The sequence below is a fragment of the Bariatricus sp. HCP28S3_D3 genome (assembly GCF_052065755.1).
In the GTDB taxonomy this organism is placed as follows: domain Bacteria; phylum Bacillota; class Clostridia; order Lachnospirales; family Lachnospiraceae; genus Allocoprococcus.
On the sequence record NZ_JBQHTK010000021.1, the window covers coordinates 1 to 21,270 of the forward strand.

21 protein-coding genes are annotated in these 21,270 nt (G+C 44.8%); 8 read left to right on the plus strand and 13 right to left on the minus strand.

Annotated elements, in window-relative coordinates:
• Positions 1-106 precede the first annotated feature (106 nt).
• Genes ACTNB3_RS12265 through ACTNB3_RS12280 form a run of 4 tightly spaced genes read right to left on the minus strand, consistent with a single transcriptional unit; the run spans position 107 to position 5,194 of the window.
• Positions 107-499 (minus strand): pyridoxamine 5'-phosphate oxidase family protein, encoded by a 393-nt coding sequence (locus ACTNB3_RS12265; protein WP_427820138.1) that lies wholly within the window; start codon positions 497-499, stop codon positions 107-109.
• A 20-nt stretch (positions 500-519) separates the two neighbouring features.
• Entirely contained in the window at positions 520-2,613 is a 2,094-nt protein-coding gene (locus ACTNB3_RS12270; protein ID WP_441025992.1) for a molybdopterin-containing oxidoreductase family protein, read from the minus strand.
• Between the two features lie 15 nt (positions 2,614-2,628).
• Positions 2,629-3,063: a 4Fe-4S dicluster domain-containing protein gene (locus tag ACTNB3_RS12275; RefSeq protein ID WP_441025994.1), complete on the minus strand. Its 435-nt coding sequence runs from the start codon at positions 3,061-3,063 to the stop codon at positions 2,629-2,631.
• Positions 3,056-5,194, minus strand: coding sequence for a molybdopterin-containing oxidoreductase family protein (locus tag ACTNB3_RS12280; RefSeq protein ID WP_441025996.1), 2,139 nt, complete (start codon positions 5,192-5,194; stop codon positions 3,056-3,058). The genes ACTNB3_RS12275 and ACTNB3_RS12280 overlap by 8 nt, the downstream gene beginning before the upstream one ends.
• A gap of 271 nt (positions 5,195-5,465) precedes the next feature.
• Between ACTNB3_RS12280 and ACTNB3_RS12285 the strand changes: the two genes are divergently transcribed.
• The 3 genes from ACTNB3_RS12285 (at position 5,466) to ACTNB3_RS12295 (ending at position 9,318) form a co-directional block, all read left to right on the plus strand.
• Complete coding sequence (locus ACTNB3_RS12285) at positions 5,466-6,551, plus strand: extracellular solute-binding protein (RefSeq protein WP_427808790.1); 1,086 nt, start codon at positions 5,466-5,468, stop codon at positions 6,549-6,551.
• A gap of 92 nt (positions 6,552-6,643) precedes the next feature.
• Complete coding sequence (locus ACTNB3_RS12290; RefSeq protein WP_441025998.1) at positions 6,644-7,639, plus strand: ABC transporter ATP-binding protein; 996 nt, start codon at positions 6,644-6,646, stop codon at positions 7,637-7,639.
• Between the two features lie 5 nt (positions 7,640-7,644).
• Complete coding sequence (locus ACTNB3_RS12295) at positions 7,645-9,318, plus strand: ABC transporter permease (RefSeq protein ID WP_441026000.1); 1,674 nt, start codon at positions 7,645-7,647, stop codon at positions 9,316-9,318.
• 390 nt (positions 9,319-9,708) lie between these two features.
• Here ACTNB3_RS12295 and metG read toward each other — a convergent pair whose 3' ends face one another.
• The 5 genes from metG to ACTNB3_RS12320 form a co-directional block, all read right to left on the minus strand.
• Positions 9,709-11,613, minus strand: coding sequence for a methionine--tRNA ligase (gene metG, locus ACTNB3_RS12300; protein ID WP_427808794.1), 1,905 nt, complete (start codon positions 11,611-11,613; stop codon positions 9,709-9,711).
• 58 nt (positions 11,614-11,671) lie between these two features.
• Positions 11,672-11,920, minus strand: coding sequence for a hypothetical protein (locus ACTNB3_RS12305; protein ID WP_441026003.1), 249 nt, complete (start codon positions 11,918-11,920; stop codon positions 11,672-11,674).
• 93 nt (positions 11,921-12,013) lie between these two features.
• On the minus strand, positions 12,014-12,232 hold the full coding sequence (locus tag ACTNB3_RS12310; RefSeq protein ID WP_427808796.1) for a type II toxin-antitoxin system HicA family toxin: 219 nt from the start codon (positions 12,230-12,232) through the stop codon (positions 12,014-12,016).
• Positions 12,211-12,636: a hypothetical protein gene (locus tag ACTNB3_RS12315; protein ID WP_427820131.1), complete on the minus strand. Its 426-nt coding sequence runs from the start codon at positions 12,634-12,636 to the stop codon at positions 12,211-12,213. The genes ACTNB3_RS12310 and ACTNB3_RS12315 overlap by 22 nt, the downstream gene beginning before the upstream one ends.
• Before the next feature lie 176 nt (positions 12,637-12,812).
• Positions 12,813-13,295: a GNAT family N-acetyltransferase gene (locus ACTNB3_RS12320; protein WP_291817189.1), complete on the minus strand. Its 483-nt coding sequence runs from the start codon at positions 13,293-13,295 to the stop codon at positions 12,813-12,815.
• A gap of 184 nt (positions 13,296-13,479) precedes the next feature.
• On the opposite strand from ACTNB3_RS12320, the gene ACTNB3_RS12325 reads away from it, so the two are divergent.
• The 4 genes from ACTNB3_RS12325 (at position 13,480) to ACTNB3_RS12340 (ending at position 16,904) form a co-directional block, all read left to right on the plus strand.
• Entirely contained in the window at positions 13,480-13,839 is a 360-nt protein-coding gene (locus ACTNB3_RS12325) for a BlaI/MecI/CopY family transcriptional regulator (protein WP_291817187.1), read from the plus strand.
• Between the two features lie 2 nt (positions 13,840-13,841).
• On the plus strand, positions 13,842-16,388 hold the full coding sequence (locus tag ACTNB3_RS12330) for a M56 family metallopeptidase (protein WP_441026006.1): 2,547 nt from the start codon (positions 13,842-13,844) through the stop codon (positions 16,386-16,388).
• 62 nt (positions 16,389-16,450) lie between these two features.
• Positions 16,451-16,633 carry a hypothetical protein gene (locus ACTNB3_RS12335; RefSeq protein ID WP_291817183.1) on the plus strand — a complete coding sequence of 61 codons (183 nt, stop codon included), beginning with the start codon at positions 16,451-16,453 and terminating at the stop codon, positions 16,631-16,633.
• Between the two features lie 13 nt (positions 16,634-16,646).
• A complete protein-coding gene (locus ACTNB3_RS12340; RefSeq protein WP_291817180.1) occupies positions 16,647-16,904 on the plus strand; it encodes a spore coat protein in 258 nt (85 codons plus the stop codon).
• 55 nt (positions 16,905-16,959) lie between these two features.
• On the opposite strand, the gene ACTNB3_RS12345 is transcribed toward ACTNB3_RS12340, so the two are convergent.
• Positions 16,960-17,262, minus strand: coding sequence for a hypothetical protein (locus ACTNB3_RS12345; protein WP_427820128.1), 303 nt, complete (start codon positions 17,260-17,262; stop codon positions 16,960-16,962).
• 27 nt (positions 17,263-17,289) lie between these two features.
• Positions 17,290-17,688 carry a DUF6483 family protein gene (locus ACTNB3_RS12350; protein WP_427820127.1) on the minus strand — a complete coding sequence of 133 codons (399 nt, stop codon included), beginning with the start codon at positions 17,686-17,688 and terminating at the stop codon, positions 17,290-17,292.
• 259 nt (positions 17,689-17,947) lie between these two features.
• Here ACTNB3_RS12350 and ACTNB3_RS12355 point away from each other — a divergent pair, with 259 nt between their 5' ends.
• Positions 17,948-18,205: a hypothetical protein gene (locus ACTNB3_RS12355; protein WP_291817174.1), complete on the plus strand. Its 258-nt coding sequence runs from the start codon at positions 17,948-17,950 to the stop codon at positions 18,203-18,205.
• 83 nt (positions 18,206-18,288) lie between these two features.
• On the opposite strand, the gene ACTNB3_RS12360 is transcribed toward ACTNB3_RS12355, so the two are convergent.
• Complete coding sequence (locus tag ACTNB3_RS12360; RefSeq protein WP_427805877.1) at positions 18,289-18,954, minus strand: YczE/YyaS/YitT family protein; 666 nt, start codon at positions 18,952-18,954, stop codon at positions 18,289-18,291.
• Between the two features lie 5 nt (positions 18,955-18,959).
• Positions 18,960-21,188 (minus strand): alpha-galactosidase, encoded by a 2,229-nt coding sequence (locus ACTNB3_RS12365; RefSeq protein WP_441026010.1) that lies wholly within the window; start codon positions 21,186-21,188, stop codon positions 18,960-18,962.
• Positions 21,189-21,270 lie beyond the last annotated feature (82 nt).

Below are 21,270 nucleotides of genomic sequence, written 5' to 3' on the forward strand. Positions count from 1 at the left end.
ACAGGTTGGGTCTGGTGTTGGGGTATTTTTTAAATTTTAATAGGGGGCAGTGGTGGCGTCACACACAAAAATGATAGTGTTACACAAAACCGCCCCCCAAAACAAACTAGAAACAAATCGTCTCCGGTTCACTTGTGAAGCTGCTGAATACTGCAGTTGCATTCTGAAAATAAAATACTGCTGTATTTCCATCATCTTCGGAATACATGGCTCTAAGAGATGTATAATCATCCAACATAGATTTTCTTGCCTCTCTTCTGTCATCTTCTACCAATTCTCCTGATACGCGAAGCCATTTTCCGTTCATGCATGCGCAGACTTCTACGTTCGGGTTCTCTTTCAACTGTTTATACACACTTTTCACTTTTCCGGTCTGTATATATAACTTTCCTTCAAAGATATGCGCCGTTCCAAAAGGTCTGACTCTTGGCTGGTTTCCGTCCATCGTTGCGAGATAATATGTTTCTGCTTCTTTTAAAAATTTTTCAACGCGTTCCATGTTAGTATCCTCCATGTTCTTTATTTTATACTTGTCACTTTACAAGGTACGGATTTGAATGTCAAGAATCCGGACAATGGATCTGAATACTTCATACTGCAGATTTCATTGACATTATGTTTCTTCCATTCTCCTTCCATATAGAAGCTTCCTGCACCGCCGGCAATATGTATACTGCCTTTTGCCATCGGGCAAATGCGTACTTTGAATTCACCTTTTCCAAAGACTGTCTCTACGATTGCTTCTTCTCCATCTTCCAAGCCATAACGTTTTGCATCTTCTGCGTTCATATCAATTGTTGGAAGTGGTTCTCTTTCGGCTATTTCCTTTAATCCCGGTCCAAATGAGCAAAACCTTAGGGCACTTCTTGCAGCTGTTGTCATAATGAGTGGATATTCTTCTTTGCTTCCCATTTCTTTGACAGAACGGATATCCTCATATTTCGGATACGGTGTATAACCGCATTCTGCAATATAAGTCGAACTGATCTCAAATTTCCCGGAAGGAGTCGGAAATCCCGGCTTACCATCCTCGCGCAGTTCTCCGGTCTTATATTTTTCATATTGGATTTCAGGTGGATTGACCACACCATATTCACTCTTCTTAAGCCGGTCAAGCAGTTGCTCGTTGCCACCGCACATCCAGAGCATAAGCTCCTCATCGTTCTTCGGATATGCGTCTCCAAAGCCCATTCGCTCCGCCAGTTCCTGTAAAATAAACACATCACTTTTGGCCTCTCCGACCGGTTCTATGATTCGGTTACGCAGACGCATGCCACCCTGAACCGGAACGACCGACTGATCTTCATAATAAGTTGTGGCAGGCAGAATCACGTCAGCATATTTTGCATCATCGGTCATAAACCGGTCGAGAACCACCAGACAATCCAACTTTTTATAGACCTCGTGCCACAGGCTTTGTTCCGGATATGTGATGGCCGGAGAGGCTGCACAGATCAGCATTCCCCGCACCGGATACGGATCGTCATGCAGCACCGCCTCCGGTATTTTCACAAACTGTCCGCTTCCGGTAAGCCTGCTGTAAAGCGGAAATTCTTTCGCACCGACAGCATCTTCCACAGTTTCCATCGGTCGTAGAGGAATCGTCGGATTCTTCTTAGAAGCAATACAGATTCCGCCGGGAACATCGATTTTCCCGGTGATCGCCCAAAGTATCTGGATGGCTCTGTTATTTTGTACACCGCTCAGCTGATATTCCAGTCCTGTGTATGAAATCAGTGAAATCTTTGTCGTACTGCAGAAAATATCTGTTAATTTGCGGATGTCTTCCATGGAAATACCGCAGCACTCTGACATTTCTTCCAGGGAAACCGTTCTCAGATATCCTGCAAATTCATCGAACCCTTTTGTATATTCATTAACAAATACTTTGTCATATCGTTCTTCTTCCACAATAATCTTCAGCATCGCAACCGCGAGTGCTCCGTCTGCTCCCGGAATCACCGGAATCCACCAATCGGCAAGTTCTGCCATTCCTTCTCCTCTCGGGTCAATCACAATGATTTTTGCACCGCGCGCTTTTGCTGCCTTTACCAGTTCCAGTGTAGTAAGCGGTCCGGAATCTGTTTTTGAATTTTTCCCCCAGATAAATACGACTTCACTGTTCGAAATATCCTGATAAAGCTTCGGCGTCGGGACACCATAGGTCAGTACAGGTGTCATCATATTAGAAGAGACATTACAGATACATCCACAGCTCATATCGTTATGGGATCCCAGATTTTTAAAAAATGCATTCACTCCGTTAAAGCATCGCATCGTTGCTGCTTCTCTTCCGCTGCTGCCCACATAACTTACCAATGCGTCTGCACCATATCGCTCTTTAATTTTCATAAATCCGGCTGCCGCTGCGTCTAAAGCCTCTTCCCAAGTGGCCTCCCGAAACGCTCCGCTTCCTTTCTCTCCGTTGCGGATCAGTGGTTTCCGTATCCGTTTTTCTGAATAAACGATCTGTGGAGATAATGCCCCACGCGGACAGACACGCCCTCCCGGGCAGTCCCTGTCGGGTTCTACTTTGATCAGTCTGCCGTCCTCTACAGTAGCTTCAATCGGACATTTATCCGGACAGATGCCGCAAAATCCTTTTTTCTTCATTTCTTCCTTCCTCCTTTATTCTGCCAGGCGAAGTGCTCCCGTATTGCACGCCCTCACACACGCCGGTTCCAGTCCACAGGCCACGCGGGTTGCGCAGCCGTCGCATTTTACAATTTTTCTTTCTTTATCATATCTCGGAATATCATGCGGACAGACTCTCGCACATGTTCTGCAGCCAATACATTTTTCTTTGTGCAATGCGACAACAAATCCATTTTCCGTCCGTTCAAACACCTTCATCGGGCACTGCTCCATACAGGGTGCATCCGCACAATGAAGGCAGCTTCTGGTTATATAGCTCACAAGCCCGCTCTTCCGGGATGTACGTTTCTCATAGATCCGGGGTGAAACCGCATCGGCCTTCGTTTCATCATAGTGCTGATCCATACAGGCTACTACGCAGGCAAGGCATCCCGAACACAGTGCCGGATCACATACAACTCTACTCATGGTGCACCTCCTTCTTTTCCAGTCTGCAGCAGTAAGATTTATATCCCGGGAATCCGGATACCGGATCAAGATAATTATCATCAATCAGAAGATTGATGTCCTTATCTCCCGCTCCATGATATACATTCACTGCTCCCGGCAGACAGGACGAATTGATGCTGAGCACTAATTCCATGCTTCCTACCGGTGTCTTTATCATTACAATCTCATTGTCTTCCATCCCCAGTTTTTGGGCATCATCCGGATGAATCTCAACAAGCGGATACTCTTCCAGATTTGCAAGCCACGGCATCCGGTAGGTTCTGGAATGGAAGAGCTGTGGTTTTCTGCTGCCTGTCGTCAGAATCAGCGGGTATTCGTCCATCGGAAGTTTTTCCCTGAAATCATGGTAAACCGGAAGTGCCTCATTTCCTTCTTTATTACATGACGCCATGATGCTGGAGACAAATTCAATCTTTCCGCTCGGTGTCTTCACCTGCAGAATCTGTTCCGATGTGCGCCCCGGCATGATTTTCCTTGCCTTGATTCCTTTTGGCGCCTGCCTGATTTCTTCCAATGTGAGTCCTGTCGCCGAAACAGATTTCCTCAGATAATCCTCATGGCACCTGATCGGTTCTTCTCCTCCGATTGTAATTCCCAGTTTTTCTGCCAATCCGGTAATCACATCCATATCGCTCCTCGCCTCTCCCATCGGTTCTACTACCGGTGCCTGATAGTACACGGTGTCTGCGCCTAATACGGCAACCTGCTCCCGTTCCAGAGACGTCTGGATCGGTAGAACGATATCCGCAAATTTGCCGGTATCCGTCATATAAAGATCCGCGCTCACGAAGAAGTCCAGCTTTTTAAAGCCTTCTTCCAGGCGGTCCGGTCTTGGCCACATATGATGATTCATTCCGAAAGAAAGAATCGTCCGGATCGGATAAGCTCCTTTTCCCTCCATATAATCAGCCAGTCTCGTCACCTGTGCCTCCTGCGCCGTAAGACGCGCCCATGCCGGAAATTCCTCATGACTCAGATCCTGATCCGCATCCACTCTCGCATGCATGGTTCCCAGAAATGCTTCCCGAAGCACAGCTCTTCCCGGTCCCGGCGGAAGTGTTCCTCCCTCCACGCCGAAGCTGCCGGTCAGTGCCAGGAGCAACACGATCGCACGGGCATTCTGCATACCATTCACATTATGTACCACCGGAGAAGCCGACAGCTGAATCGGGCAGGGTGCCTCCTTCGCCATCAGGCGGGCCGCTGCTGTCATGTCTTCTTTCGGAACACCGGTGATTTCTTCTACCCGCTCCGGCGTAAATTGCATCACATAATCTTTATATTCGTCAAATCCGATTGTATATTTATCAATGTATTCCTGATTCTGAAGTCCTTCTGTGATGATGACTCTTGCCATTCCAAGCGCAAGCGCTCCGTCCGTTCCCGGAATCGGGCGCAGATGGATATCCGCATGTTCCGAAGTCGGCGTACATCTCGGATCCACCACGATCAGCTTCACTCCTCTTTTGACTGCTCCAATAAACGCCCCTCCGGCCGTCACCGAATTACTGTAAAGAGAATTCACTCCCCATACAACCAGGATCTTACAGCGCTGCATATCCGGCATCGGCATCCGGACCTCCTGTCCGAATGTACTCATGCACGCCATCATCAAAGAATACGCACAAGTACTGGATTCCGTTCCGAAATTCGGCGTCCCGTAACCATTTGCCAATTCTGTAAGCTGCGGCCGGAACCATTTTGGATGTCCGACATAGATCAAAGTCTCCTTTGCTCCGTACTTTTCTTTGGTTTCCGTCATTTTTTCAGCGATCGTGGTAAGCGCCTCATCCCAGCTGATCCGCTCAAATTTTCCTTCTCCGCGTTCACCGATCCGTTTCATCGGATACAACAGTCGATCCGGATGATAAAGTGACTGCTTCAGCGCAGCCCCTTTCACGCAGATTCGCCCGTTCGAACCGGGCATATCTTTATTTCCTTCTACCTTGATCACTTTTCCGTCTTTACAGTAGGCATCCACCAGACATGATCCCCCACAGAATCCGCAGATTCCGGTCTTAACCGTAATGCCTGTCTCTTCACAGGGAATCTTTGCCCGTAAGAGTTCCTCCTTCTCTAGTGCTTTCATAGTTTTCTCCTCGATATTTTTTCCATTTTACTATTGCTTCTATCGTAAATTTCTTTTTTCTAAATGTCAATCGAGCCTGAAAACTTGAATACATAATTAGTAATTTCAATATTTTCCCACTAAATATTACGTTTCTTGATATTTTGAAGCTGAAATATAGTTTTTTTCTATAAAATAGTGCTGTAATGTTTATTTATTAGCATTATTTTCTATAGTGCGTTATAATTGTCATGCCCTTGAGGCGAAATATAAAATTATTGGGAGGACAATTATGAAGAAAAGACTACTTGCAGCACTGCTTGCCGGTATGATGGTATTCTCACTGGCAGCTTGCGGAAGCAAAGAAAGCACAACAACAGAAGACCAAAAGGAAGATTCCAAGACAGAGGAGTCTGCAGAACTGGAAGATTCCCTCGTTGTATACTCTACGCATTCAGAAGACATGTTAGAAGAAATCTGCAACGCATTTACCGAAAAGACCGGTGTAGAGGTTGAATACATCAACCTGAAGGGTGAACTTGCCGACCGTGTCAGAAGTGAAAAAGACAACCCGCAGGCAGACATCATGTTCGGTGGTGATACTGCAACCTATATGCTTCTTCAGGATGAAGGATGCTATGAAGCGACAAAGCCTGAATGGGCTGGTGATCTTCCGGATGATTTCAAAGATGCAGACGGATATTGGTACGGAACTTATAAAACACCGGTTGTGATGTTCTACAACACCGACTTAATGACAGCAGAAGAAGCTCCGAAGGACTGGAGCGATCTGGTAAAACCGGAATATGCAGGAAAGATCATCACGCGTGATTCTCTTTCCTCTTCTATGCGTTCCACCATCGCCGCTCTCGTAAGCTACTATACCGCAAATGAAAGCGAAGAAGCTGCATGGGAATACATCGAAGGTCTGAATGCAAATATCAAGAATTACTACAACAGCGGAAGCATGATGTTCCAGGCTATCGGGAAAGGCGAAGCAGCCATCTCTATCGCAGTACTTGACAACATCATTGACAACAGAGACAACAACAGCATGCCTCTTGAAATCGTAGATGCAACAAGCGGCGCAATCACAATCACAGACTGTATCGCAGCAATTAAAAATGCACCACATCCAAATGCTGCAGCCGCTTTCGTAGAATTCGTGGGAAGCAAGGAATGTGAAGAAATGGTTGCAAATTCTTTCAACCGTATGCCGGCTCTCGATGCTGCTCTGGAAGGTGCTCCGGAATGGATGAAGACCGGATATGCTCCGATGACTCTTGACTGGGCTGATATCAGCGCAAACCAGTCTGCAACACTGGAAAGATGGGAAACCGATTATATTGACGGCAACAAGACCGTGCAGTCCAATTAATTGATACCAATCGGCAAACACCATAAACATTTGGAAATAGTGGGGCGCTGCTCCACTATTTCTGTATGTTCAATTCTATGAGGGAACAAAATATGAGTGACATTATCCTAAAAAATATTTCACACAGCTTTGACACGACCCGAGTTCTTGATTCTGTAGATATCACCATTAAGAAAGGGGATTTCTTCACACTTCTCGGCCCGTCCGGGTGTGGCAAAACCACTCTTCTGCGTATACTGGCAGGTTTTATCCGCCCAACCGAAGGGCAGGTACTGATCGGAGATACCGACATCACAGAATGGGCACCGGAAAAACGCAACATGGGAATCGTCTTCCAGAATTATGCACTATTCCCAAACATGACCGTTCGCGAAAATATATCCTACGGTCTGAAAATCCGGAGACAGTCCAAAGCCCAAATTAAAGAGAAATGCGACTACTACATGGATCTTGCGGGTCTGAAAGAACTGGAAGGCCGGCGTATTAATGAATTGTCCGGCGGTCAGCAGCAGCGGGTTGCCATCGCAAGGGCTCTCGTCATTGAACCTCAGATGCTGCTTCTGGATGAGCCAATGTCCAATCTGGATGTAGCGCTCCGCGTGAAAATGCGCGAAGAGATCCGTGCCATCCAGAAAAAAACCGGAATTACCACATTATTTATCACCCATGATCAGCAGGAAGCGCTTTCCATCTCCGATCAGATTGCGGTAATGCGTGACGGAAAAGTCCTGCAGATGGGCGCACCGGAAGACATTTACAATCATCCAAACCAGGAATTTGTGGCAAATTTTGTCGGCACATCCAACAAAGTCCCCCAGAATCTTTATGAAGACTTTGGAATTTGCGGCCACACTGACGCCCCATATCTCTTTGTAAGACCAGAACATATGGCGATTTCCCACGATCCGCAGAACGGAATCCCTGCCCGCGTGGAAGAAGTCAAATTTTCCGGCATGTATTATGAATACACGGTTACCACAACGGATAACACATACCGCGTTATCGAGATTAATCGTGGAGATATTTCCAAAATCTGGCATGTAAATGACAGTTGTTTTGTTAAAGTTGCAAATATAGGCGGGGTGTAGAAGATATGAAAAAGGATAAAATAAGCATTTTCCGCTATCTATGGTATCTGATTCTCGGATTCCTCATACTCGGCTATATCATCGTTCCGTTTTTCCACACCTTCATGCAGGCACTGGAAACGGACTCCGGTTATGGGCTTGACGTGTTCCGGGAATTTTTTCAGAATCCAAACCAGCGAAAGGTTATCGGAAATACGGTTCTTCTGGGAGCCGCATCCGTACTGACTTGCGGAACCATCGGAATTATGCTGGCAATGTATATGACCTTTCTCGCCGGTAAATGGAAAAAGTTCGTTCACATTCTGCTGCTCAGTCCGATGATGATTCCAGGTGTTATCACCGTAATCTCATTTATCCAGCTTTACGGCGAGAGTGGAATCCTGACCAAAGGAATCCAGTATCTCCTTCACCTGGAGCAGATTCCATTTCAGTTTCAGGGATTTGGTGCCATCGTTTTCGTGGTAACGTATACACAGTACGTCTACTTTTACTTAAATGTCTATGTAGCCATGAAATATGTTGACAATTCCAGCATCGAGGCGGCAAGAAGTATGGGTGCCTCCTGGTTCCAGATTTTCAAAGACGTAATCTGGCCGGTCATCACCCCAGCTGTACTCTCCTCCGTGATTGTGACATTTGCATCCGGAATCAGCTCTTTCTCCGCTCCGAATCTGATCGGAGGCAGCTTCAAGGTGCTGAGCACGCAAATCGTAAAATCAAAGGCCAACAATCATATGGAAATGGCATCTGTTCAAGTTGTTGTATTATTTCTCATCAGCATGATCGTGATGCTGACGATCCAGTATTACAGCAAACGGTATGGGAACTATGCGTCGGACCGAAGCACAGCGATTGCGCCGCTTAAGGGAACGCATAGCCTGCTGTCATTCATAAGCCGGATCATCATTTTTATTCAGATCCTGTTGATCCTATTGCCGATCATCACCATTGTGTACCTTTCCTTCGTCCCGACAAGCTCCATCATGCAGGATATTTTCCCGCATACATTTACGTTGGAAAACTACCTGATGATCTTCCAGAAAACGCGAGTACTGAAACCACTGATCAACAGCTTGAAAATGTCTGCCATAGCAGTCATAGCCGGTCTTGTCATCACCGTGCCAAGCTCATACATGATCGTAAAATACAAAAGCAAATTCCACGCTTTCCTCAAAGTCCTGCTCATGCTCCCGTGGACCATGCCGGCAAGCGTTGTAGCCATCAATCTGATCAACGCATTCAGCCAGAAAAGTATCTTTGCCTTTGGGAATGCCTTGATCGGCGGGTTTTACATCGTTCCGATTGCTTATACGATTAATTCCATCCCGCTGCTCCTTAACTCCAACGAAGTGGCTATTATGGGATTAAACAAGAATCTCGAGGAAGCATCAAAAAGCCTGGGAGCCAACATGGCTCATACATTTTTCCGTATTATCATGCCGAATATTGCTCCCGGAATTATGGCCGGTGGCGTACTGGTACTGATTCGGACACTGGGAGAATACACCATGTCCGCATTGCTCTACGGTGTATTCAATCGACCAATCTCAATTTCCATGGTGACCGCTATGCAGGAATATAAGATGGGGCTTTCACTGGCATATGGAGTGATCGTTATCCTGATCTGCTATACGGCGCTGGGGATTATCTTTAAATTGGATAAGAAGCGGTTCTTCTAGGTGACTAAGGGACGGGTTTTCCGTCACACAGCCACATTAATAATAATGAAGCAGTGATCAGGAGATTAACAAAGTCTCCCATCACTGCTCTATTTTCCTCTCCACTTATTCCACTTGGAAATCAAAGCTCTTTTATAATATTTAACATAAACAACCAGCAAACCTAAAAGCATAATGATTGTTTCAATAACAAGTGCAAGAAACATAGTCTTTTTTGAATATGCCTCCTCAATGTAAATCATAAAAACGGGAATTCCCCATATTCCAAACTCAATGATAGTACTCCTGGTTTCAAGATAATACTTAGATTTATTTCTTCATTTTCGAGTTAGGGAGGACAGGTTCCTTGACTCACTCACAAGTGAGTCAAGGAACCTATCCCCAAAATTGCTAGCAGATTTCCGCTCCTGCCGGCATCGGTTTTTCCGGTGTCATCAGTGCCAGATTGCCGTCTGCATCTTCTGCGCAGAGCAGCATTCCTTCAGACAGAACGCCTGCCAGTTTTGCAGGTTTTAAGTTTACAAGTACCATTACTTTCTTTCCGACCATCTCTTCGGCAGTGTAATGTGCTTTGATCCCGGATACGATCTGTTTTACCTGGCTTCCGATCTTCACCTGAGAGCAGAGAAGTTTTTTGGATTTCTTTACTTCTTCGCAGGCAATGATCTCGCCAACCTGGAACTGCATTTTTCCGAAATCTTCAAATGTGATCTCCGGTTTTGCTTCGATATCGATCACATTTTCGTCTTCTTCTTTTTCTTCCTCAACCGGCGGATGAAGTTCTTCTACTTTGGCAAGGACTTCATTGATGTCCAGTCTCTGGAAGAGAATTTCCGGTTTCTCTACTACATGTCCGTCGCCGAGCTGAGCCAGGATCTTCTCAGAAGTTTCCGGCATGAAGGATTCGAGAAGGCGTGCGCCTGCGGAAATGCTCTGGATCAGATTCCAGAGTACGGTTTCCAGACGGTCTTTCTTCGCTTCATCTTTTGCCAGTGCCCACGGCATGGTTTCGTCAATGTATTTGTTGCAGCGTTTGAAGAGATTGAAGATCTCCGTCATGGCATCTGCCACACGCAGTTCATCCATCTTCTTTTCTACCAGAACCGGTGTATTTTCGGTCACTGCTTTCAGGTCTGCATCCACTTCTTCTGTCACACCTTTATTCGTTACGGTTCCGCCGAAGTATTTATTTGTCATGGAAACGGTACGATTTACCAGATTTCCAAGTGTATTTGCAAGGTCAGAATTGAGACGTTCTACCATCAGTTCCCATGAAATTACACCGTCATTTTCAAACGGCATCTCATGCAGAACAAAGTAACGTACCGCATCCACTCCAAAGAAATCTACCAGTTCATCCGCATACAGAACATTTCCTTTGGATTTGCTCATCTTGCCGTCGCCCTGCAGAAGCCACGGATGTCCGAATACCTGCTTCGGAAGCGGAAGTCCCAGAGCCATCAGGAATATCGGCCAGTAAATGGTATGGAAACGGATGATATCCTTTCCGATCAGATGAAGGTCTGCCGGCCAGTTCTTGTTGAATAATTCTTCGCTTTCACCGTCACAATGATAACCGATACCGGTGATGTAGTTTGTCAGCGCATCCAGCCATACATAAGTGACATGCTTCGGATCAAAGTCTACCGGAATGCCCCATTTAAAGGATGTTCTGGATACACAAAGATCCTGAAGTCCCGGAAGCAGGAAGTTGTTCATCATCTCATTCTTTCTGGATACCGGCTGGATAAACTCCGGATGTGTGTTGATGTAATCGATCAATCTATCCGCATATTTGCTCATCTTGAAGAAATATGCCTCTTCTTTTGCCGGCTGTACAGGGCGTCCGCAGTCCGGGCATTTGCCGTCTACAAGCTGTGACTCTGTAAAGAAAGATTCACACGGCGTACAGTACATTCCTTCGTAATATCCTTTGTAAATATCGCCCTGATCGTACAGTTTCTTGAAAATCTTCTGTACTTCTTTCTCATGATAATCATCGGTTGTACGGATAAATTTGTCATAGGAAGTATTCATCAGATCCCAGATCCGCTTGATCTCTCCGGCTACGTTATCCACATATTCCTTTGGTGTGATTCCGGCCTCTTCTGCTTTGAGCTCTATCTTCTGTCCATGTTCATCTGTTCCGGTCTGGAAGAAGACATCGTATCCCTGACTTCTCTTGTAACGTGCGATAGCATCTGCAAGCACGATTTCATAAGTGTTTCCGATATGCGGTTTGCCGGATGTGTAGGCGATCGCAGTTGTAATGTAATATTTTGGTTTATCTGCCATTTTGATTCCCTCTCTTTATAAAAAAATCCCGTCTTCCTAAAAATAAGAAGACGGGTTATTACCGTGTTACCACTTCTACTTCACTCTCACCCTCACGGGTCAGAGTCTCTGTAAGTGCATCTGCACTCATCCGCTGTAACGGGCGGAACCCATCGCAGCCTTGCAGGGAAAATGGAATATCCTTTCTTCCTGTTCGGTGCGCTGCTCGGAAGCCATGTTCGGCTGATCTTTCCTCATCCCTCTCAGCATACGGGATTTCTCTGTAGAAGTCCAAAAAGCTTACTCTCTTCGTCATTGCTTTTATCATATTTTGTTCGACTCTCTCTTTGTGTCTTTGAAAATCGTATCATATTCATGGCCGAATTGTCAAGACTACGAGTGGATTTGTAGCTTGTTCTGACTATATATGTTCATTGAAATATTCTTGTGTCACTTTTAATTGTTTCTTCAATATTTCCTTCCACATTCTTGTATGTATCTCTCCTGAACCTTTAGAAACTTTCGTCATCCTGATGCTTCCGTCATCGTCTATCTTCCGATAAAAATAATGATCCGTATCTTTATACAATTCCCAGCCATCACGCTCACAAAATCTCTTTAGCTCTTTCCATCTCGGCATTCAATACTCTCCCCTATCTTCTTGGGATCATCCATAATAAGTGCTTTGAAGATATACGGCACATGTCCTTTTCTGTTTGGGCTACGTGAATACAACGCATAATCATCATAATACTCTGCCGAATACTCTAAGATTGACTTTCCCAGCAATTCTCGTGCCTCTGGTTCCGTGCACCCATTTTCAATTAAATCAATTTCATTTAAGGATAACGTGACTGTGCCATCCTCTTCCACAAATCTATCTGCAGTAAAATGATACGCTTCCAGAATTTCAGACATCGTTTCCAGATTTGAGAACCACATCTTATCCCTGGTCCGCTTAATAAATTTCGGTTTATCATGAATCACGCTGTCGCAGACAGAACTCCATTCTTTTCTTACTGTTGTTGCCTGTTCCATTAACATATCCATCATCTCCTTATATACCTCCATTATAACAATTTGCGTACACAATGTCAATATTGTACAAAATGTACATTTATTATATGAAAGTATAAACAAAAAAATTCCACTATTTTTGGCTGATATTTGCAAACTTCAAAAGAAAAACCATTTATCTTTCACATAACAGCACTTCCCCATCAAAATTCCAACCGCATCTGGTACCACACCACATTCCCATGTACCGATTCTGACACACCTTCATTCACAAACCCAAACTTGGCATAATAATGAATCAGTTTATCCTTACAAGTAAGCACCACGCCTTTTCTTCCCTGTTCTCTGGCATCTGCAATTACCTGCCTGAGAAGCTTTTCGGCACATCCCTGTCTCCGGTACGACGGAATCGTATTGACTCCGAAGATCATCTGCCATTTTCCGTCTTCCTTGTGCAGCGATGCATTTTCATACATCTCATCTGCCAGGTCCGGTTCATCGGTCACCATTCCGTTAACAAATCCCACCAGTGTATCCCCGTCAAAAAGAAGCCAGAAATAATCCGGGTAAACAGTAAGTCTTCCTTCAAAATCTTTTTCCGTAGCCGCTTCCGCCGCCGGGAAACATTCTGCTTCTACAGCTGTGATTGCTTTCAAATCTTCTATTGTTGCTTTTCTGATCTTCATATATACTACCTCATTTCTCTTTCATGATCGACATTCTTCCTTCAAGATAATACCTTCTTTTCGCATGCGATACAAGTTTTTCCTCATAAAATCCTCTTCTCTATTGACATATTAAGTCTATTATTATAGACTAAAAGAAAAGCAAGTCTATTCTCATAGACCATTTTGTAAAGGGGGTTTTAAAATGGATTTAAAATTATGTGACAGTGAATATCGTTTTATGCTTCTGGTGTGGGAGACTGAGCCGGTGCGTTCCGGTGATCTGGTGAAGCTCAGTCATGACCGGCTTGGCTGGAAGAAGTCGACCACCTATACAGTCATCAAAAAGCTCGCAGAGAGAGGGTTCTTAAAAAATGAAGATACCATCGTTTCCTCGCTGGTTCCGAAGGAAAAATGTCAGGCTGTGGAGTCCGATTATTTTGTAGAACGGACTTTTGAAGGTTCCCTGCCGGGGTTCATTGCCGCCTTTCTGGGTGGCAAGACGATTTCGGAGAAAGAAGCGGAGGAAATCAAACGCATGATTGACGAACATAAGGAGGGATGATTATGAATCTGATCCGGGAAATATTCCTTACAATTTGCAATATGTCTTTCACAGCAGGCATTGTGATTCTCCTCGTACTACTTGCAAGACAGCTTCTTCGGAAATCACCGAAAATATTCTCTTATATGCTGTGGGGAATCATTGCGTTTCGCCTGATCTGCCCGTTCTCATTTTCCAGCCGATACAGTCTGTTCAGTCTGGATCTGTTAAGCAGGCATATCTCCTCCGGGAATCAGATGATCTGGGACACCACAGACGATCTGCAATCTCCTAATGTTATCTATAACGGCAATACGGCGGGTAACACGAATTCAGGAGGCACACCATCTGATATCTCCGAGGCAGTCGATGTTTCAAAGCAGACCTCAGCAGAGAAAGCAGCAAGTCAATCCGAAACCAACCGGCAGCCTTCCGGTTCAGGCGATACAAATGCCGGATCCACAGTAACTGCCGGTTCTTTCCCCTCTTCTGCTGCTTCGCCTGATTCCGAAAGATCAGCAGAATCTTTGCAGGGAATTTTTACTGTTACTGATATCATGATTGGAATCTGGATTTCCGGCATCCTGCTGTTCCTTACTTATCAGGCGCTTTCCGGCAGACGGCTGAAAAAGACGGTTGCCACCGCCGTAAAATACGAAGATGATATCTATGAATGTGACAGCATTTACGTACCTTTTGTTATGGGATTCCTGCGTCCGAAGATCTATCTTCCTTTCCGTCTGAACGAAACGGAGCGCAAATGTATCCTTCAGCATGAGCGATACCATATCCGCCGCCACGATCATCAGGTGAAAGTGCTTGCCATCCTTCTCCTTGGTGTATACTGGTTCAATCCTCTGGTATGGATCGCCTATTATTTCATGTGCCGCGATATGGAGATGAGCTGTGATGAGCATGTTCTTCTGAACACGGAAGCGGATTTCCGTGAACCATACAGCCACACGCTTCTCGGATTTGCCGCAGGCAGAAAGTACCATACTGCCGGAGCTTTGGCATTCGGCGAAACTTCTGTTAAAAGCCGTATCAAAAATATACTGTATTTTAAGTCCCCGGGAAAACCGGTAATCGCCGTCAGTATTGTAATTTGCCTTCTCACTGCTCTGCTGGGCTGTGGGAATGTTCTGAATCAGAGCTCTATGCGCAATAAGTCAGGCACCGCTACAGTTTCGTCTGACGGAATTGAATACGAATACCGTGTTTCTTCTGACATCAAAAGCATGCTTTTATACCAGGAGTGTTATACTGACGGAGAATTGACCGGATATCAAATCCTGAATCATGCCGACTTCACAGAAGATGGTCTTCCACGTAAAGGGACTTTCCGTGTTAAACGGGATTTCAACTACCCGGATGCTTCCCAGTGGAATGCTCTTTTCTCCGTAAATTTCGAAAATGCTCGGGCTGATTTCAGCATTTCCAATGCCATCCATTTCTCCGGAATGGCGGAAAATTATTATTTGGAGAACACCTCCGCTTGGACTGATATTATTCCCGATGAGGAAATTGTTCTGTCAGCATGGCATTTTGACGACGGTGAAGGTGTATCTGCTTTTCCCTGCAGCGAATACATGGATAAGACCAGTAAAGCAGAACTCCTTTCGAAAAACAGCGGAGATATTCTGTACTACCTTGTTTTTTCCCGAAAATCAAGTGATGAGCTTCTGGACGCATATTCTGTTTCTGAACGTGCGAAAGAATTATATCAGGCAAAAAATCCCTATTTAGGGGATGTCACGGCTGATGAAACTATTTTGCAGCTTATAAATATCGCTTCTTTTGGAGAATATACTTTAGAGCTGAATACTAAAGAAACCGGCTATGGTATTACAATAAACTTTGCAGAGTCTCCCCGCAATGAATATACCACTTATAACGATATGCTTAAAAAAGCCGCACTTTTTCTGATATTGACCGATAATGCCGAATATTTTGAATGGACATACCCTGCCCCGGACGAAACCGAAGTGAGGAGATTTAGATGTTCTTCCGAAAATCTGGAACAGATTCTACAAATAGAAGATATCAAAAGCTTTTCCTCATCGGAGACGGATCTGCAAATATTCTTAACCGAATATTTACAGGCAATACGTCAATATTACGAACCGGCTGCAAATTTCGGAGAAAAATCAGAAAGTCCGGACGGCACATTGTATCAATACACCAGATATATAATCGGAAAGCGAAATGGTGAAACAACCGACAACATTTACAAGATTCTCACAAATGAAGAAGCTGTAACCATGTCGGACGTCGAAGAAGCACTTCTGGCAGGCGGGAAAAGTGAAAAACTGTACATACTGAAGGAAAGCAGTTCCCAGGAAGATGCAGAATCTTCCACCTCCGGATCCGATGGATTTCTTGCACCTGACGGACGCGTTTATAAATATAAAGCGCTGTTTACAGGACGCCATCCAAACGCAGCCTCCGACAGCACTTATCTGGTATATGCAAATGACGCGGATCTTACATTTGACGATATAACGAACTATATCTTTGGTAGTACCTATCCCAAGGAAAGGCAAATGTATATCATTCCCCAGCCAGAATAAAAAGGATATTTCTAAGCCATACTAAGTCCGTAACACGAAATGTACAAAAGGAGGATGATACTATGTCTGATATTTCGATTCTGGACTTACAAAATCTGCGTCACCTGATCGGCGGTTTTGAAACCTGCCACTGCAAAATGACGGATTATGCATCCCAGTCACAGGATCCTGAAGTAAAAAAGATTTTTCAGGATGCAGCGGATTCTGCCATGAAAAATAAGCAAGAATTGATGAAATTTTTATAGGAGGCACAGAGAAATGGACGAAAAGACGATGGTTACCGATACTCTGGTAGGAGTCAACGGGGAATTGAAAATGTTTGCGGATTATATTACCCAGACAGAAAACAAAGAACTGAAACAATGTCTGAAGCAGATGCGAAATCAGACTGAAATGTCTCAGGAAAAACTTTATCAGGTTGCCCGGGAGAAAAGTTATTACGTTCCGGCAGCCAAAGCGACTCAGGAAGAGGTTGAACATGTTAAATCCATCCTGACTCAGCCGCAAATGAAATAATCCTCAGAATTGCATGGGCTGTCTACCTGGCAGCCCATACATTCTGCCTTCATGATCACGGCATATACCAGTAAGAATTGAACTGATACAAATAAGTTCTTGCCCCTCTCGGCATCTGTGTTAACGCATTGAAAACATTATAATAATCTCCCGCTCCCATTCCCAGACAAAGTGCCCCCAATGTTCCCAGAAATAAAAAAAACAATCCCACAGTTATCACAAGAGCTATGACATTTGCAACAATCCCCAAAGTCTTTGCATCATCAAATTCCTTAAATTTCACCGCGCCCGGCTTGTGTTCGCCATGTGGAAGCGTATTTACATCTCCGTTATATTTTCCTTTGTAGATCAGTTTCATTTTCATTCCTCCTACCTCTTTGCCCCTCTATATATGGTTCTTCAGCAATACTTCTACAACATCTTTATATCCACAGTGAAGAGCAATCTGCTTCAAACCATCCAGCGCCTCTTCCATCGAGTAATTATATTTCTCCAGAAATGCATCCCCTTTTTCAGCAATATACTCGTAAAAGAATACTGCCGCTGCCACTTCATCCTTATCATGATAATCCAGCGTTTCCAAAAGCATATTCTCCGCCTCATTGATTTTTCCGGCATCAATCAACTGCTTCCATTTCTCCGGTTTTGCTCCGGAAACTCCGTATTTATTCTCCTTGTCAAGTTCCACCTGTACATACTGTTTTCCTAATACTAAACTGGATAAAATGGCGACCATCTCTTTAATTATCCGCATAATATAATCTTTCTCATCTTCAAACTGCATACTTTTCTCCTTTATTCAAGCATAACCCTATATGTAAAATATATCTTACATTTTCAAGAATACACAGTTGTGTCCGTATTATCAAGTGTATTTTACATTTTATACTTTTTTAATTTGCCTGGTCTGCGGCCTTATGTTATACTTTCTACACTTGGAAACATTGATTGGTAAAATTATCGCTGTTTTCTTGTATCGGCTGAATGTACCACGCAAGGAAGTAGAATCATTTACCGATCTGATTACACGGAGGGATTTTGATATGTTATTTGACAGTTTTGAAGCTTATGATGTTCAGGAAACACGTCGGATCAGTAAGGAAGAGGGGCGCATGGAAGGTCATATGGAAATCCTTGTTCCACAAATCTGCAAAAAACTCAAAAAGCAACTGCCCCCTACAGAAATTGCTGATCTGCTGGAAGAAGATATTCAAACGATTCAACGGATCTGTGATGTATCTGAAAAATATGCACCGGAATACGATACCAATAAAATCATCGCAGAACTCCTCGACTTATAATGAGCCCTATTTAATAAAAAACATCATCGGTGCACAGACAAATTACCCGCCGCACCGATGATGTTATAATTTCCAGCAATTTACTATAAATCCACAACCTTCTCAATCCGCTTCCTGAAGAACTGGATCAACGGCCCGTTCAGCAATGCATTTGCAATCGTTCCAATCCCCACGATCAGCCACACATTATTACCTGCCGCCAGGCAAAATGCGACTCCGATCACAATGACTGTAATATCGGAAGCCACTCTGGCAAATTGAAAAGGCACTTTCCCTTTGGTCAGCTTCTCAATAATCAGCGCCACACTGTCATACGGAGCGAGTCCCATATCGGCGATCATATAAAGCGCCACACCGAGTGAGGCAAACAGCGTCCCCAGACACAAGGCCAGTATCCGAAGCGGAAGTGTCATTTCCACTTTCAGTACATCCAGCACTACCCAGCACAAAAAGTCTGCCGTATAGCCTACGCCTACCATATTAATAACCGTTCCCGGTCCGATCAAATGGCGTACAGTAAAAAATACTACAACCAAAATTAATATATTCGCCACAAGCTGCCAGTTTCCAAAGGACCATCCGATAAAACCGCTGATTCCAAGATTCATCCCACTAAACGGATCTACTCCAAATTCACTCAGGCGATAGCAGGTCACACATATTCCGATCAAAAGAATTCCCAGCAGCATGAACGCAGCCCTCATTCCAGTTACGCCCTTTGCCTTTTCTTTTTTTTCTTCTTTCTTCATTTCTATTATTCCTTTGCCTTTAACACATAGATTCTGGAATCAAAGTCTGTACATGGCGTTTTACCGGACAGAATTTCTCCTGCCGTCACATCGGAAGTGAGAAGGCCCAGATTCATCAGCTCATCTCCATAATTATCCGTACCGTTTTCCACATTTTCATACAAAGTATCTTCCAGCAGTCCCCGGAGCTGTATCCGGGTATATGGCATATTGACTCCATTAAGTACACGATACCATCCCACCAGAGATGTTTTCTTATCCTCACTTACCACCTGCCAGATCGTCTCATTGTTCTCAAACGGACTCTTCAGGCGATAGAAGGTACCGAACTGTATGATTTCTCTGTATTCCTTCATAAAACTTATCTGCGACTTCACCTGCTCGATTTCTTCATCTGTCAGTTTGTTCAGATCCAGTTCGTAGCCAAATGTTCCAAAGTATGCTACATTTGCCCGTGTATGAAGTGGCGTATTTCGGAATACCTGATGATTCGGAGTCACAGAAACATGGGCGCCGATACCGCTGATCGGGTAGCACATGGATGTGCCGTACTGAATTTTCAGTCGTTCCACGGCGTCTGAGTCATCGCTTGCCCATCCCTGCGGGGCATAATACAGGATTCCCGGGTCGAATCGTCCTCCTCCGCTTGCACAGGACTCAAACAGAACTTCAGGAAAGTTACTCGTAAGTCTCTCATACAAGTCATACACTCCCAGAATGTACCGATGGAACACTTCTCCCTGGCGGTCCGCCGGAAGTGCTGCCGAATAACACTCCGTAATGCTGCGGTTCATATCCCATTTGATATAAGAGATGCGCGCTTCCGCAAGCAGCTTCGCCATCATTTCGTAAATGCAGTCCACTACTTCTTTTCGTGAAAAATCCAGCACATACTGATATCTTCCGTGGGAAACACTGCGTCCCGGCGTCTGAAGAATCCAGTCCGGATGTAAGCGATACAGATCGGAATCCTTGTTCACCATCTCAGGTTCAAACCAAAGTCCAAACTTCATACCCAACGCTTCAATCCGCTCTGCCAATCCTTTGATTCCTCTCGGAAGACGTTTCTTATTCGCGTACCAGTCTCCAAGGCCTGCGCGGTCACTGCTTCTTTCTCCAAACCAGCCGTCGTCGAGTACAAATAGTTCCACACCGCACTCTTTCGCTTTAGAAGCGATCTCCACCAGCCTATCCTCGGTAAAATCAAAATACGTCGCTTCCCAGTTATTATTTAAAATCGGTCTTACCCGGTCTCTCCAGTATCCTCTGACAAGTCGCAAGCGGTACAGCCTGTGAAATGCCTGACTCATGCCATTCAGCCCTTCATTCGAATAAACCATAACCGCCTCCGGTGTCTGGAAATGTTCCCCTATATCCAGTTTCCAGTCAAACCCTGCCGGATTGATCCCCGCCGTGACTCTTGTCACATCATGCGTGTCCACTTCCGCCTGCATCCGGAAATTGCCGCTGTATACCAGACTGAAGCCGATAGCTTCCCCCTGATGCTCCGTCGTATGCGGGCGCTTCAGCACAAGAAACGGATTATGCTCATGAGATGAATTGCCACGTCTGCTGTCCACAGCCTGAATTCCCTGTTCCAGCACGCGCGTCTTAACATATCTTTCTCTCGCCCATGCTCCGGAGAGCTGCAGCCATACATAATCCTTATCCGGCAGATCCATACTCAGGCTCATGGCTGTAAGAAGATGCACCGGAGCTTTCCCTTCATTTACAAACCGGGCACTTCTTGCAATAACTCCGTCTCTTTCAAATATCGTATAGAGAAGTTCTAACTTCACTCCGGTCAATTCATCTTTCAGAGTAACCATCAAGGTCTGTGCCTCATCATCCGATTCCGTATACGTTGCAGGAAGCCCCTCAAGTCGCGGCTTTCCCCCATTGATCGTATGACTCGCATACTGAAAATCTGAAAGACGACTTCCGTTTTCCTGCAAAATCTCCACCGCCGGATGGCGATAGTCGGTCGTTCCGTACACCGGATACTCCTGTTTCAAATGCTCCAGTGAAAAGGTCCGATCCCCCTCATAAATATAAGAAGCCATTGGTCTGGGTGCTTTTTCAATCAAATAAGAGAAATCCTCTTTGTCACGAATCCGTTTCCCATAGTAAAGCTGTCCTAAATGGCCATTTTCCAACACACACATCAGATAACTGATCTGCTGATTATATAAGTGAAAGATTCTGCTTTTTTCATGATAAATAATTGCTGCCATCTTCGTTCCTCCTTTGAATTTCTGATAACAAGTATATCGCTCCTCAAAGGCTTGCGTTAGTTCTTTTTGTCAGCAAAAACAT

Bases quoted from the DNA above. Each gene is read 5' to 3' on its own strand.
- ACTNB3_RS12265 (WP_427820138.1), bottom strand. From the start codon at position 499: ATGGAACGCGTTGAAAAATTTTTAAAAGAAGCAGAAACATATTATCTC.
- ACTNB3_RS12270 (WP_441025992.1), bottom strand. From the start codon at position 2,613: ATGAAGAAAAAAGGATTTTGCGGCATCTGTCCGGATAAATGTCCGATT.
- ACTNB3_RS12275 (WP_441025994.1), bottom strand. From the start codon at position 3,063: ATGAGTAGAGTTGTATGTGATCCGGCACTGTGTTCGGGATGCCTTGCC.
- ACTNB3_RS12280 (WP_441025996.1), bottom strand. From the start codon at position 5,194: ATGAAAGCACTAGAGAAGGAGGAACTCTTACGGGCAAAGATTCCCTGT.
- ACTNB3_RS12285 (WP_427808790.1), top strand. From the start codon at position 5,466: ATGAAGAAAAGACTACTTGCAGCACTGCTTGCCGGTATGATGGTATTC.
- ACTNB3_RS12290 (WP_441025998.1), top strand. From the start codon at position 6,644: ATGAGTGACATTATCCTAAAAAATATTTCACACAGCTTTGACACGACC.
- ACTNB3_RS12295 (WP_441026000.1), top strand. From the start codon at position 7,645: ATGAAAAAGGATAAAATAAGCATTTTCCGCTATCTATGGTATCTGATT.
- metG (WP_427808794.1), bottom strand. From the start codon at position 11,613: ATGGCAGATAAACCAAAATATTACATTACAACTGCGATCGCCTACACA.
- ACTNB3_RS12305 (WP_441026003.1), bottom strand. From the start codon at position 11,920: ATGATAAAAGCAATGACGAAGAGAGTAAGCTTTTTGGACTTCTACAGA.
- ACTNB3_RS12310 (WP_427808796.1), bottom strand. From the start codon at position 12,232: ATGCCGAGATGGAAAGAGCTAAAGAGATTTTGTGAGCGTGATGGCTGG.
- ACTNB3_RS12315 (WP_427820131.1), bottom strand. From the start codon at position 12,636: ATGTTAATGGAACAGGCAACAACAGTAAGAAAAGAATGGAGTTCTGTC.
- ACTNB3_RS12320 (WP_291817189.1), bottom strand. From the start codon at position 13,295: ATGAAGATCAGAAAAGCAACAATAGAAGATTTGAAAGCAATCACAGCT.
- ACTNB3_RS12325 (WP_291817187.1), top strand. From the start codon at position 13,480: ATGGATTTAAAATTATGTGACAGTGAATATCGTTTTATGCTTCTGGTG.
- ACTNB3_RS12330 (WP_441026006.1), top strand. From the start codon at position 13,842: ATGAATCTGATCCGGGAAATATTCCTTACAATTTGCAATATGTCTTTC.
- ACTNB3_RS12335 (WP_291817183.1), top strand. From the start codon at position 16,451: ATGTCTGATATTTCGATTCTGGACTTACAAAATCTGCGTCACCTGATC.
- ACTNB3_RS12340 (WP_291817180.1), top strand. From the start codon at position 16,647: ATGGACGAAAAGACGATGGTTACCGATACTCTGGTAGGAGTCAACGGG.
- ACTNB3_RS12345 (WP_427820128.1), bottom strand. From the start codon at position 17,262: ATGAAACTGATCTACAAAGGAAAATATAACGGAGATGTAAATACGCTT.
- ACTNB3_RS12350 (WP_427820127.1), bottom strand. From the start codon at position 17,688: ATGCAGTTTGAAGATGAGAAAGATTATATTATGCGGATAATTAAAGAG.
- ACTNB3_RS12355 (WP_291817174.1), top strand. From the start codon at position 17,948: ATGTTATTTGACAGTTTTGAAGCTTATGATGTTCAGGAAACACGTCGG.
- ACTNB3_RS12360 (WP_427805877.1), bottom strand. From the start codon at position 18,954: ATGAAGAAAGAAGAAAAAAAAGAAAAGGCAAAGGGCGTAACTGGAATG.
- ACTNB3_RS12365 (WP_441026010.1), bottom strand. From the start codon at position 21,188: ATGGCAGCAATTATTTATCATGAAAAAAGCAGAATCTTTCACTTATAT.